Origin of the sequence: Methylobacterium sp. ARG-1 (genome assembly GCF_001262595.1) — a bacterium.
Classification (GTDB): domain Bacteria; phylum Pseudomonadota; class Alphaproteobacteria; order Rhizobiales; family Beijerinckiaceae; genus Methylobacterium; species Methylobacterium brachiatum.
Genome location: NZ_LHCD01000039.1, coordinates 71,126 through 83,107, shown reverse-complemented (window position 1 = coordinate 83,107; position 11,982 = coordinate 71,126). Strand labels below are relative to the sequence as shown.

Genomic DNA, 11,982 nt, shown 5'->3' with positions numbered 1-11,982 from the left:
CTTGGATGGGCAGCACGCCCTTCCTGACGAAGGGCCTGAAAGGCGTGCGAACCGAGATGAGCCTCGCGATTCTTGCCTACAACATGAAGCGGATGATCCGCCTGTTTGGCGCAGCCTGGCTCATCCAGGCCATTCGAGCCTGAAGCGGCCCACCGCGCCGCCGTCATCATCCTGCCAAGCGACGCTGCCGGCCACGAGCAACGCGTTTTGACACGGCCTCGACCGAGGCTGTGTCAAAACGTCGGGGCGTCGAGAAGCCCTAGAACAAACCTCTCCACAGCCGCCGTTAGAGATCTCCGGATCGGCCTTCTGGTGCCGACAGGAGGCCCATTCCGCCGATGCCACGAGCTACCGAGGGAAGATCCTTCTATGGTAGCCGACGACATTCGCGTTTCGACACAGCCTCGGTCGTAAGCCGAATGGCTGCTCTGGGTGGATTGCTGCCGGTCCGCTTCCGGACGGCGGATGCATCGAAGCGGACATAGCCGGGGAACCGGTCACGATCCAAAGCGGCCTTTCGCACAACCCCTCAAACAGATGCGTGGCGTTGGCCCTTGAGGGGTTAGAAGCTCATGTTCGAAGCTTCACGTCCAAAATCGTAATGCGGCGCGGCCGAAACGCCGACGTTCCGGGCAGAGCAACGGGTTTTGTCCCCCGGACTGTACGCCAGATTTCTTCGTACAGCGGACCGAGATCGTAATCTTCATTCAAGTAAAATTCGAACACGAGATGCTGGCACGACCAACTTTTATCGGAGGAACTGACAATTGGATCGTGGCAGAACATCAGATCGATAGAGCGGTTCACTTGAGACATGAAAGGTGATGCAGGGTGGGTACTGCGCGTGATTTTGGCTTCAACCAATGTAAGGCGATTTTCGCTTTCGGATTTTGAAACGACCCTAACGCCGTCGTTTACAAGACGATTTCTGATGAAATCTTGAAGCCCGACAAAAATGGACTGAGCAGGGATTGTCTTGAGCCCAAGCACTCGGCTGGCGGCAAAACGCTCGGCATCGTAATCTCGGTCCTCGTAGACTGCGACAGGCAGAATACCAGCTTGAACTGGCCGAGCTACGACGGGGACGTTCGCCAGCCATACGGATGCTGCCAACAAAGCCGCACCACCGAGCGAAAGAATAAGCGTTCGACCCTTCATCGCTTTAGCATGAACCCCACCGCGTCGGCCTTCCCATCCCTAGCCGAAGTTGCCGGACGGCCGAATGATGACCGCTTACTGGAAGCGCTCATGCCGATCCAGGCGGCTCGGTTGGGTCGGATGCGGAACGTCCGCATCTGCTCGCCCTCACCTCAGCGGTTTTGATTCGGGTGTCTTCTCGTCTCGTCGGCATAGGCCGGCGAGGGGATCGACGATGGGACACTCTGCATACGATCCGGCCACAAAAGGTCGGCAGCCCTGGAACGCGGGCCGCAAGCTCGGCGCCAAACGTGCCCTCAAACCTCAGCAGGTTTGGGCCATCCGGTTCTGGCTCGACCGCGAACGGCGGGTGCGTGACCGCGCGATGTTCGACCTTGCCATCGATAGCAAGCTGCGAGGCTGCGACATCGTCAAGCTCAAGATCGGCGATCTCGTCAGTGGTGGTCGCGTCCGCACACGAGCCATCGTTACTCAGCGCAAGACCGGCCGACCGGTACAGTTCGAGCTCCTCGAACCAGCCCGCAGCAGCATCCTGGCATGGCTGGAGGCCAGGGGTGGAACGCTCGACGACTATGCCTTCCCGAGCCGGCTCGACGGCGTCACGCACATCAGCACGAGGCAGTATGCGCGCTTGGTCGATGAGTGGGTCACGGGTATCGGGCTGCGGTGCGAGGACTACGGAACCCATTCTTTGCGGCGAACGAAGGCGTCGTTGATCTACAAGCGGACCGGCAACCTGCGTGCTGTGCAAATTTTACTGGGCCACACGAAAATCGAGAGCACAGTCAGGTACCTCGGCGTCGATGTCGAGGATGCGCTTACGCTTGCGGAAGGGACTGAGATTTGAGCCTCCGGCCCCTCGGCTTCAGGGTCGAGGGGCTTTAAAACCGGCTGGGCAGCAGTGCGCCCAATGCAGCCATCTGACCGCGTCACCGCCGAACTTGAAAGCGGACTCGCTTCGAAATGCCCGTCCGGCAAAGCCAGCGGCGGTCGCTCACTCATTGAAGGCAAGGCAATTCAGCTCGTGGCGCTGCATCTTCTCGTTCAGGGCATGGCCGAGACGATGTCCTTCATCACGAGCGGCCCGTGCCGGGGCTGAGGCGCCCCGGTCAATGAGCCGGGGTCGCGCTGCAAGTGATCAGAGGGCGAGCGTTACGGTCCCGCGGGCGCGGGAGACGCAGGGCATCAGGTGGTCTCGGCGTCTGGCCTGGGGCAGCACGACGTCGCGGTGGATCACGTCGCCTTCCCGATAGCCGCATTCGCAGGCGCCGCACACGCCGATCTCGCAGGACGAGGGCATCTTGACCCCGTTCTGGTGCAGGACCTCCAGGAGCGAGGTTTCGGCGGGGACATGGAGGGTCGCGCCGGTCGAGGCGATCTGCACATCGAAGGGTTCGGGCACGTAGCCCTCATCCACCAAAGGCGCGAAATGCTCGACATGCACCTGCTCCGCCGGCCAGCCTAGCGCCTGCACGGCCGCCGTCAGACGCTGAGGTCCGCAGGCGTAGAGGTGGACGCCGTCCTCCGGTGGCCCGAGCGTCGCGGGATCGAGCCGTTGGCCCGCCGCAGAGTACCAGCAGTGCAGGCGTTCACCGCAGACCGCGCGCAGCTCCTCCAGCAGGGGGGCATGCGCGGCAGAGCGCGCGCAGAGGTGGAGTGTGAAGTCGCCGCCGGTCGCGGCCAGGTGCCGTGCCATGGCGGCGACGGGCGTCACGCCGATACCGCCGCCGATGAGCACGTGATGCCGCGCCCCGGCGGCCAGGGGGAAATGGTTGCGCGGATGCGAGATGGGGACGGTTGTGCCGGCGGCGAGGTGGGCATGCGCCCAGGCCGAACCGCCACGCCCCGCCTCCTCGCGCTTGATCGCCAGGACGTACCGGCTCCGGTCGGCGGGGTCGCCGCAGAGAGAGTACTGCCTCACCCGCTCGTCCGGCAGGCGCAGGTCGACATGGGCGCCGGGCTCCCAGGCGGGCAACTGGGGGCGCTGCGGATGGACAAGGGTGAGGCGCACCACCTCCGGTGTGGTGGCCAGGGCCTCCACGACCGTCAGCTTCATGACGATGCGGGCGGACATCGCCTCACTCCACCAGGGTGATCGGATCGCCCGGCCGGATGATGCCGCCGCGCTCGATCCCGCAATTGAGGCCGGAGCGGTTGTAGAGCGGCAGGTAGAGGGGGAGGCCGAGCAATTCCTCAAGGTATTTGCACGGGAAGTTCAGCCGCCCCCCGCGCAGGATCACCTCGCCCACCCGGAAGCGGCGGCCGACGAGGTGGTTGAGGGGCACACCACGCACCGTGAGGTTGCGGCGGTGGTCGATGGGCGCCAGGTGGATCGGCCCATCCTGAAGCGGCGGATCATTGCGCGCGAGGGCGTCGAGCACCTCATGCTCGATCAGCGTCACCTCGCGGGTGTCGGCCTTGGGCGAGTATGTGCCGGTGCCGAGGCAATAGCGGTCGCCCTCGATGCCCCGGCCGGCGACGCAGCGGGCCTCCGTCAGCTCCTCCATCTCGTAGCTCGCCGCAGGGGCGATGTGGATGTGGAGCAGGCTGCCCTGCCACCCGGTGGCGCCACCGGGCACGCTGTGGGCGACCGAGCCGACCTTGTGGACGAAGGCCTCGATATGGGGAGGGGCCGCGGTCGTGCTCATCGGGCTGGTCCTGTCGCTAGGGCGATGGCCTCGACCTCGACCAGGGCGTCGCGTGGTAGGCGCGCCACCTCCACGGTCGAGCGCGCCGGGGCGGCTTCGGGGAAGTGCTCAGCGTAGACGGCATTCATCGCGGCGAAGTCGTTCATGTTTTTCAGGAACACCGTGGTCTTGGCTACGCTTGCGAGGCTGGCGCCCCCGGCTTCCAGCACCGCTGCTAGGTTGGCAAGCGAGCGGCGCGTCTGCGCCTCGATCCCCTCCGGGAACGCCCCGGTGGCGGGGTCGATCGGCAGCTGCCCCGAGGCGAAGACGAGGTCGCCCACCCGGGTGGCCTGAGCATAGGGTCCCACCGCCGGCGCGGCGGCCTCCGTCGCGATGATCGTTCGAGTCAAAGCCGCCCTCCTTCGAAGCCTTCTGGCCTAATTTTTATTCCACTGCAGTGGACAAATGTCCACCAAAGGATCGTGGGGTTCCGCATCAATGATGCGGCCGTCACCTCGCTCAGTCGATGGGCCGCCGGGCTGTTTCGGGTGCCAGGTAGGTAGCCACGAGCGTCACACAGGCGAGGACGATGAGATAGGTCGAGATCGGCCATGTCGCCCCACCGCTCCAGGTGAGGAGGGCGGCGGCGATCAGCGGGGTGAAGCCGCCGCTCAGGGCCGCGCCGACCTGGAACCCGAGCGAGGCGCCGCTGTAGCGCAAGCGGGCGTGGAACATCTCGGACATCCAGGCGGCCCCGGTCCCGAACATGATGCCCTGCCCGAAGCTGAGGGCGACCGCGACCGTCAGAGCGATGATGGTCGGGTTACGGGTGTCGAGGAGTTGGAACATCGGGAAGGCGAAGGCGATCGAGAACAGGCAGGCGACCACGAACAAGGTCTTGCGGCCGTAGCGGTCCGACAGCCAGCCGAAGGCTGGGATGGTGAAGAGTTCGATCACCGCCGCAATCAAGATCCCGTTGAGGATCACGCTTCGTGACAGCCCGAGTTGCCCGGTGACGTAGGAGATCGAGAACACGGTCACCACGCTGACATAGGCGATCTCCGAGACCTTCAGGCCCACCGCCTTCAGGAACAGGCCCGGATGCTCGGTGAGGATCTCCATCACCGGCAGCCGGGCCGTCGCCGCCTTTGCCTTGATCGCCTTGAAGGCGGGGGTCTCGTGCAGCCGCAGGCGGATGAACAGGCCGACGAGGACCAGCGGCGCGCTCGCCAGGAACGGCACCCGCCAGCCCCAGGACAGGAACGCCTCCTCTGTCAGGAGGCCGGTCAGCGCGAAGGCGCCGATCGAGAGGATCACCCCGATCGGGTATCCGAGCTGGACGATGCTACCGAAGAATCCGCGCCGCTCCTGCGGTACGCTCTCCACCACCATCAGCACGGCGCCGCCCCATTCGCCGCCGATCCCGATGCCCTGGACCAGCCGCAGGGCGACGAGGAGGACCGGGGCCAGGATGCCGATCTGCCCATAGGTCGGCAGGCAGCCGATCAGGAAAGTGCCGATGCCCATGATCATCAGGGTCAGGGCCAGCATGGCCTTGCGCCCGACCCGGTCGCCGAAATGGCCGAACACCGCCCCGCCGAGGGGCCGCGCCAGGAAACCCACGGCGTAGGAGCCGAACGCGGCGATGGTCCCCACCACCGGATCGATGCTGGGGAAGAACAGCTTATTGAACACCAGCGCGCTGGCCGTTCCGTAGATCAGGAAGTCGTACCACTCGATGGTGGTGCCGATGACGCTCGACCAGACGATCTGGCGGCGGTCCGCAGGGGTTACGGGATCCTGCGCGGCCAGCAGGGTTCCATCCATCGGGAGGGCGGCGTCGAGCATGTCGGGCATCCACTTTGAAAGAGGAATTTCCACTCGAGGCGATACAAGCTGCGTGCCAACCGAAGGCTTCGGTCCGGCGGACACGGCCGCGCCGGTCATGCTAAGTCCCTCCCGCGAGCTTCCGGGAACGAGGGAGCGCTCTGGCCGGGGGACCAGGACGACGTGCCGATGACGGTCATGACAGAGGGGCGGCGCGAGCAGGCCGACGCGGAGGCCCGCTCGCAGCTCCAGGTGCTCGCCGAGGAAATCCGGCGGCGGCGCAAGGAGCGGGATCTCTCCCTGGAGGCGCTGAGCGCCCGCTCGGGGGTGAGCCGTTCGATGATCTCCAAGGTGGAGCGCGGCGAGGCGGTGCCATCGACAGCGGTGCTCTCGCGGCTCGCCGAGGCCCTGGACGTGACCTTCTCGCGCCTGATGTCGCCGGCCACCGACCGGGAGGTGCTGCTGATCCCCGCCGCCCGCCAGCCGGTGCTGCGGGACGAGGAATCGGGCTTCCTGCGCCGCTGCCTCTCACCGGTCCTGCCGGGCCGGGGGATCGACATGGTGCTCAACACTCTGCCGCCGGGGGCGACGGCGGGGGAGTTTGTGGCCCACCGCAGGGGCGTCTCGGAATACATCTTCGTGCTGAAGGGGCGCCTGCGCGCCGTCATCGGTGAGCGGTCCCTCGTGGTCGAGGAAGGGGACAGCCTGTATTTTGAGGCCGATGCCGGGCACGCCTTCACCAATCTCGGGGCAGAGGCTTGCCAGTACTTCCTGGTCATCGACGCAACGCGGCTGCGGTGAGCGTCGCCTTCCACGCCGGATAAAAGTCGCCCCTGGAACAACAGCGTTGGAGAATCGCCGTTGGCAGCCTGAGCGGCCGGGTTGAAATAGTAGCAGTCCGTCCGCTTAACCGGTGGACCTTCTTGGAAGCGGACCGGCAACTTCCGGCCAGCTCTGGTCGCGCCGGCGGGGCCACTAGACGGCTAGGTTGGGTGGATTCCAGCTGGTCTGCTTTTGAGCAATCAATAATCTAAGCGGACATAGCTGCGCCGCCCCTTCACGACCCTTTTTAGAAGATCGAATGTAGGCTTGCGCAGGATGAGGAGCGCGCTCATACATTCATGGCAATCGCTCAGATATGGCTTTCAAAAAGCAATGTAAGTTGAGATTTTCAGCTCCGTAAGCGCTGTAATGGCCGGGTATTGATCGGATCCGTAGCGCTTCCGTGTCGCGTTGCCACCGTTGGTGCTCGGCGCTTACGCTGAGAGAACAGGCGCAACAGCGGGAAGATCCATTGGTCAAGGTTCTGGATAAAGCGATTGGCAAGCTCGAAACCGCGGAGGGGTTGGATCGACCCTCTTATATGCTGGGCAAAGCCATTTCTCGCACGGGGCAGATCGTTGGCAGGCCGGGCAAGAAGATAGCAAACACCCTTCATGGGCGCGGCTACGGACACCCAGTTCACCCGATACTCGTCACCATACCAATCGGTACCTGGACCCTGGCGCTTGGCTTGGATCTGTTGGGGTCTGCCGGCTTGCTCCGCAACCGAGCCTCTGAACAAGCCGCTGATCTGGCGCTGCAAGCCGGCTCGATCGGTGCTGTTGCCGCCATGGCGACAGGGCTCGCGGATTGGCAGTCGATGAACGGGCGTGACCGCCGGGTTGGCCTGGTGCATGGCTCTGTCAACGCGACAGCGCTGGGCCTCAACCTTCTGTCCAGCGCGCTGCGCAGCCGCGGCCGTCGAGGAGCAGGAATCTGGGCAAGCGCCTCAGCCTTCGCCTGCATGGGCATTGGCGGTTACCTCGGCGGGCACATGGTCTATCGGCGCCGTACAGGCGTCGACCACGCCGATCGAAGCCCAGAGCCACGCGAATTCGTACAAGTGGCGAAGCTCGGCGAGTTGACCGAGAAGGTACCCTTTCGCGTTGCCGTCTGGGACGAGGTCGCTCGGAAGGAAATTGGCGTTGTATTGGTTCGACAGGGCGAGCGCGTCCATGCACTAGGCGCACGCTGTACTCACGCAGGCGGGCCGCTCGATCAAGGCTGGGTGCTGGATGGCAAGCTCGTCTGTCCCTGGCATGGTTCATCCTTCGATCTTCAGACCGGGGAGCCCGTAACTGGGCCAGGAACTTGCCCACAACCGCGCTACCAAGTGCGGCTGCAAGGCGGCGCGATATACATTCGGCGCGAGCAGGAACCCGGCGATCACGTCGTCACCTCCGCCTCCCTCGCTCACGTACGGGACGTCGCGAGCTTCGAAGAGCCGGACGAGTGGCAGCCGGAAACGAGGACTCATCAGCCGGGTAAGAAGGGGACCGATGTTTTATACGAGCATCATGAACTGATGAGGCGGATGTTCAAAAAGATGCGGGCGACCTCTGGCCATGGGGCGGAGCGACATGAACTCATGCGTACGCTGGCCGCCGAGCTCGACATCCATGAAGTCATCGAAGACGCGATTTTCTACCCTGCTGTGCAGCCTGTCAGCGAAGACACTGAAATAGCCTATGCTGAGCACGGCGTGCTAGCCGACCTGCTCGCTGCGACGGTCAAATTGCCGCTCGGTGGACCTGAGTTCGAGGAGCATTTGGTTGCCCTGGAGTCTGCCTTCCTTCACCACGCTGGATCGGAGGAACGGTCGATGTTCCGAGAAGCGGAGCGATTGACCGATGAGCGGCTGCGAGATCTTGGGGAACAGTTAGAGACGATGCTTGAACGCGAGCGTACCTCGCGCTTCCGTCAAGCTTTTAGAACTCTGAAATTGACGTTGCTCGAGAACGCTTGAGTGTCACGCGCGTGCCGGAGCCTCACGCCGGCTGTACGTTGCGGAGGACACATCCGCTCCGGGGGCGTGCGGGAATGTAGGCTAGATCAATCCTGAGATCCTGTGGAGGAACCTCGTAGCGCATCGAATGCGCCAGAAGATCAGCGGCCGTGATGAGCAGAGTTTGCGTGATGCCCTCGCCGGGGCAGCGGTGCCCGTCCGCGGCTGAGCCACCGCCATGGGAGATCAAGTCAAACGCATCGATGGCTTCGGTGTAGAAGCGGTCTGGATCGAAGCGCTCCGGCGCCTGCCACCGATCCGGGTCGTGATTGGTGCCGTAGAGGTCCATGAGTGCCCAATCGCCAACCCTGAACGCATGGCCTCGCCACTCAAACGGCTCTCGGACGCGACCGCCGATGAACGGGATAAACGGGAAGACCCGCCGCACTTCCAGGACGAAGCGCTGGCGCGTGTTTTCGTCTGTATTGCGGAGAGCCTCGACCCAGTGAGGGTGCTCATGAAGCGCCATGGCGACGAATACGACATAACGGGCGTTCGCCACCGTCGGGCGCAGGACGTTGATGAGTTCCACTCCCGCTGTTTTGACATCAAGAAGGCGACCGTCGGCGTCGCGATGGGTTGCGACGGTCCGGGCAGCACCCAGAGGGACTTCGCGCCGGCCACTTCGGATCTCTTCGATCGTTCGCCCCGCCCAGCGCTCGGTGCGAGCGCGAAGCAGATGCCCTCGCCAATTGCGTGGTCCGATTGAGCCCGTGCCCGCGACCATGGCGGCAAACTCGGCGGCTCGTGCGCCGACTTCATCAGAGGTGAGTGGAAGACCGGCCCATTCGCACACCGCAGCCGTGATGACGCGGTGCGCCTCGTCGAGGAGCACTACACTGTCCATTGTAGCCCAGCGAAGCACGGCTTGGCGCCAGTGACCAGCGAATAGGTCTGAGAAGCGCTGGAGCGCCGCTGGCCCGACCAGCGACAGGAACATCTTCTTGCGGTGACGATGGGCATCACCGTCCAAGACCATCACGCTTCCGTGGTCCTGGATCAGCGCAAACGTGGTCGGCGGGAGCGCGTGTCGACGTGTGAAGCGATAATGATCGTAGAAGCGTGACGCTGCCTCTCGACCTGACATGCAGACCACGGGGCTCAACATGAGCCGGGCCATGAACAGGTCCGATCCGTACCGCCCGCAACGGTTCGGGATGAACGCATAGCCTTCCGAGAGCAGCGACAATGTGCTGTCGGGTGCGCGATCCCGGGGTATCGCCGAGCTTATCCGACCGTTCAGCTTCATCCCGGTTCTCTCAAAAGCTGCTGCGGAATGCGCCTTCTGAGCTCGGTCAACCTATGCGAGGCCAAGCAGTTCACACCATAGGGCTCTACCGCCCTCAACCGGCGAGCGGCAGCATCGGGGGACGTCAAGAGCGGGCAGCTATGACCGAACTGGGTTGGCAGGGTCCTGTCTGCTTCCCCGTCGGAACTTCTCCGAAGCGGACCGGCGGCTTTCGGCCATGAGCAGACATCAGCTCAACGCCCGGTAGCGGACATTCAGTATCAGATGACCGTCCGTCCGGTGTCGACCCTTCTCAGACTTTCGGAACGTCTGCTTGCCGGAAGTCTGAGGGGCCGCGAATGACGGAATCTGGCCGAAAGCCGCCGGTCCGCTACGGAGCGGTCCCACCGAAAAGCAGACGCTCCTCCCGCGATCCAATCAGGTCTCACCGCTACTTTCGGCACCGAGCCGCGGGAGACATCTGATCCGGTCATTTCAACCTGCGGTCACACAACGTTAAGGATTTAGAATGGCCGTCCTGCCACGGACAGGAACTAGTAAGGTCTATTCGTTCCTGGGGTATGGATGTCTTCGATCCGTCGGTCGCCCCCGGTGTCTGCATGGCCAGCTGGGGCGGCCTGACGGCGCGGGAGGGGATCGAGCTGATCCGCAGCCTGAGCGGCCTGAACATCGTGGCGATGGATTACAACACCGTGAGCCCGCCGCAGGACGTGAGCGACATGGCCGCGCATCTTTGCGCGCATATGATCATGGAGGGGATGCTCCTGCTGGCTCGCCGGCATGACTTGATCCCGGAGCCGGCCTGAGTCTCGTCGGCCGGACCACCCAGGCGCGGGAGATCGCCCTCGACTCTCAACACTCGAAGAAAGACGACATCTGCGGCGGCAGGAGAGGCTGCCCCCTCCCACAACGGGCAAGCCCCTCCGTCCTCTCGAACCGGCGGTTCGTCACCGGGGACCGCGAACAAGGTGCGGTCCCGTCCGTGCCGCATGCAGCTTACCGATGCGCCGCTTGCGTCCAAGCCGATCCCCGCCCTTCCGGGGGATGACCGGTGCCGAAGTGCGACCCTCCGCCATCAGGTCGAAGATGCAGGCCCCCATGCGTTCGGACACGCCCTACGATGTCATCGTTGTCGGGATCGGCGGCATGGGCAGTGCCGCGGCCTGGCAGTTGACCAAGCGCGGTCAGCGCGTGCTCGGGCTTGAGCGCTACGACATCCCCCACGCCATGGGCTCGTCCCATGGGATCAGCCGGATTATCCGTTTGCCCTACTACGAGGATCCGGCCTATGTGCCGCTCCTGCACCGGGCCTACGCGCTGTGGCGGGACCTCGAGGCGGCGACGGGCGACGAGATCCTGGTGATCACTGGCTCCATCGACGGCGGCGCGGAGGAGAGCGACGTCTTCCAGGGCGCCCTGGCCTCGGCCCGGCTGCACGACCTGCCCCACGAGGTCCTCACCGCCACCGCGGTCAACGAGCGGTTCCCGGCTTACCGGCTCCCGGTGGGCATGCGCGCCGTCTACCAGCCCCAGGGCGGGCTCGTGGCCAGCGAGCGGGCGATCGTCGCCCACGTCCGGGCCGCACAGGCCCACGGGGCGGAGATCCATGCCCGCGAGCAGGTTCTCGACTGGCAGGCGACCCCGGGAGGTGGGGTCGTCGTGCGGACCGATCACGGGACCTACGAAGCCGGGCGGCTGGTCCTGACGGCGGGGGCCTGGGCGGCGGATCTCGCCGCGCCCCTGGCCGGTCTTGCCGTCCCGGAGCGCCAAGTGCTGGCATGGCTCCAGCCTCAGGAGCCCGCTTGGTTCGAGCCGTCGCGCTTTCCGGTCTTCAACTTGCAGGTGCCGGAGGGACGATACTACGGACTGCCCGTCTATGAGGTTCCGGGGTTCAAGTTCGGGCGCTACCATCACCTCGGGGAGACCGGCGCCCCGGACGCCGTGCGGCGGGAGCCGGATGCCGCCGACGAGCGCCTCCTGCGCGACTTCGCGGAACGCTACTTCCCCGCCGGCAGCGGGCCGACCATGGCCTTGCGCGACTGCATGTTCACCAACACCCCCGACGAGCACTTCATCCTGGATCACCACCCGGACTACCCGCAGGTCGTGCTGGCCTCGCCGTGCTCGGGGCACGGCTACAAGTTTTGCTCGGTGATCGGCGAGATCCTTGCCGATCTCGCCAGCGGCGACGGGCGGACCCGCCACGAGATCGGCTTCCTGGGCCTCAAGCGGCCGGGCCTGAGCCCCGCCAATCCGTAGCGCCGGAGGCGTCACGGACTGGGAGCCGGCCGGGA

Annotated in this window: 12 protein-coding genes; 6 read left to right on the top strand and 6 right to left on the bottom strand. The window is 64.8% G+C overall.

Annotation, left to right across the window (positions count from 1 at the left end; translation table 11 throughout):
- Positions 1-570 precede the first annotated feature (570 nt).
- Positions 571-1,158, bottom strand: coding sequence for a hypothetical protein (locus tag AKJ13_RS31650; protein ID WP_144426391.1), 588 nt, complete (start codon positions 1,156-1,158; stop codon positions 571-573).
- 214 nt (positions 1,159-1,372) lie between these two features.
- Here AKJ13_RS31650 and AKJ13_RS25830 point away from each other — a divergent pair, with 214 nt between their 5' ends.
- Together AKJ13_RS25830 and AKJ13_RS31645 are read left to right on the top strand one after the other, a co-directional pair.
- Entirely contained in the window at positions 1,373-2,005 is a 633-nt protein-coding gene (locus tag AKJ13_RS25830; RefSeq protein WP_050735889.1) for a tyrosine-type recombinase/integrase, read from the top strand.
- A gap of 63 nt (positions 2,006-2,068) precedes the next feature.
- Positions 2,069-2,257 (top strand): hypothetical protein, encoded by a 189-nt coding sequence (locus AKJ13_RS31645; protein WP_144426390.1) that lies wholly within the window; start codon positions 2,069-2,071, stop codon positions 2,255-2,257.
- Between the two features lie 39 nt (positions 2,258-2,296).
- Here the strand turns inward: AKJ13_RS31645 and AKJ13_RS25825 are convergent, their stop codons facing one another.
- The 4 genes from AKJ13_RS25825 to AKJ13_RS25810 all read right to left on the bottom strand — a co-directional run bounded on the left by AKJ13_RS25825 (position 2,297) and on the right by AKJ13_RS25810 (position 5,612).
- On the bottom strand, positions 2,297-3,232 hold the full coding sequence (locus AKJ13_RS25825) for a PDR/VanB family oxidoreductase (RefSeq protein WP_050735888.1): 936 nt from the start codon (positions 3,230-3,232) through the stop codon (positions 2,297-2,299).
- Between the two features lie 4 nt (positions 3,233-3,236).
- Positions 3,237-3,806, bottom strand: coding sequence for an MOSC domain-containing protein (locus tag AKJ13_RS25820; RefSeq protein ID WP_050735887.1), 570 nt, complete (start codon positions 3,804-3,806; stop codon positions 3,237-3,239).
- Complete coding sequence (locus tag AKJ13_RS25815) at positions 3,803-4,195, bottom strand: Rid family detoxifying hydrolase (protein ID WP_050735886.1); 393 nt, start codon at positions 4,193-4,195, stop codon at positions 3,803-3,805. The genes AKJ13_RS25820 and AKJ13_RS25815 overlap by 4 nt, the downstream gene beginning before the upstream one ends.
- Before the next feature lie 109 nt (positions 4,196-4,304).
- The gene (locus tag AKJ13_RS25810) at positions 4,305-5,612 is read right to left on the bottom strand and encodes an MFS transporter (protein ID WP_244471730.1); all 1,308 of its coding nucleotides are present in this window, start codon (positions 5,610-5,612) and stop codon (positions 4,305-4,307) included.
- Positions 5,613-5,801: 189 nt separating this feature from the next.
- Here AKJ13_RS25810 and AKJ13_RS25805 point away from each other — a divergent pair, with 189 nt between their 5' ends.
- Both AKJ13_RS25805 and AKJ13_RS30860 read left to right on the top strand, forming a co-directional pair.
- Positions 5,802-6,413 carry an XRE family transcriptional regulator gene (locus AKJ13_RS25805; protein ID WP_050735884.1) on the top strand — a complete coding sequence of 204 codons (612 nt, stop codon included), beginning with the start codon at positions 5,802-5,804 and terminating at the stop codon, positions 6,411-6,413.
- Between the two features lie 493 nt (positions 6,414-6,906).
- A complete protein-coding gene (locus tag AKJ13_RS30860) occupies positions 6,907-8,400 on the top strand; it encodes a DUF2231 domain-containing protein (protein ID WP_144426389.1) in 1,494 nt (497 codons plus the stop codon).
- A 22-nt stretch (positions 8,401-8,422) separates the two neighbouring features.
- Here the strand turns inward: AKJ13_RS30860 and AKJ13_RS25790 are convergent, their stop codons facing one another.
- A complete protein-coding gene (locus AKJ13_RS25790; protein WP_050735881.1) occupies positions 8,423-9,688 on the bottom strand; it encodes a cytochrome P450 in 1,266 nt (421 codons plus the stop codon).
- 560 nt (positions 9,689-10,248) lie between these two features.
- On the opposite strand from AKJ13_RS25790, the gene AKJ13_RS25785 reads away from it, so the two are divergent.
- A complete protein-coding gene (locus AKJ13_RS25785) occupies positions 10,249-10,494 on the top strand; it encodes an arginase family protein (protein WP_050735880.1) in 246 nt (81 codons plus the stop codon).
- A 292-nt stretch (positions 10,495-10,786) separates the two neighbouring features.
- Positions 10,787-11,947 carry an N-methyl-L-tryptophan oxidase gene (gene solA / locus AKJ13_RS25780; protein ID WP_050735899.1) on the top strand — a complete coding sequence of 387 codons (1,161 nt, stop codon included), beginning with the start codon at positions 10,787-10,789 and terminating at the stop codon, positions 11,945-11,947.
- The last annotated feature ends 35 nt before the right edge of the window (positions 11,948-11,982 follow it).

Excerpts from the sequence above, each read along its gene's own strand:
- AKJ13_RS25790 (WP_050735881.1), bottom strand. The coding sequence starts at position 9,688 with ATGAAGCTGAACGGTCGGATAAGCTCGGCGATACCCCGGGATCGCGCA.
- solA (WP_050735899.1), top strand. The coding sequence starts at position 10,787 with ATGCGTTCGGACACGCCCTACGATGTCATCGTTGTCGGGATCGGCGGC.
- AKJ13_RS25785 (WP_050735880.1), top strand. The coding sequence starts at position 10,249 with ATGGATGTCTTCGATCCGTCGGTCGCCCCCGGTGTCTGCATGGCCAGC.
- AKJ13_RS25805 (WP_050735884.1), top strand. The coding sequence starts at position 5,802 with ATGACGGTCATGACAGAGGGGCGGCGCGAGCAGGCCGACGCGGAGGCC.
- AKJ13_RS31650 (WP_144426391.1), bottom strand. The coding sequence starts at position 1,158 with ATGAAGGGTCGAACGCTTATTCTTTCGCTCGGTGGTGCGGCTTTGTTG.
- AKJ13_RS25825 (WP_050735888.1), bottom strand. The coding sequence starts at position 3,232 with ATGTCCGCCCGCATCGTCATGAAGCTGACGGTCGTGGAGGCCCTGGCC.
- AKJ13_RS25820 (WP_050735887.1), bottom strand. The coding sequence starts at position 3,806 with ATGAGCACGACCGCGGCCCCTCCCCATATCGAGGCCTTCGTCCACAAG.
- AKJ13_RS31645 (WP_144426390.1), top strand. The coding sequence starts at position 2,069 with ATGCAGCCATCTGACCGCGTCACCGCCGAACTTGAAAGCGGACTCGCT.
- AKJ13_RS25810 (WP_244471730.1), bottom strand. The coding sequence starts at position 5,612 with ATGGATGGAACCCTGCTGGCCGCGCAGGATCCCGTAACCCCTGCGGAC.
- AKJ13_RS25830 (WP_050735889.1), top strand. The coding sequence starts at position 1,373 with ATGGGACACTCTGCATACGATCCGGCCACAAAAGGTCGGCAGCCCTGG.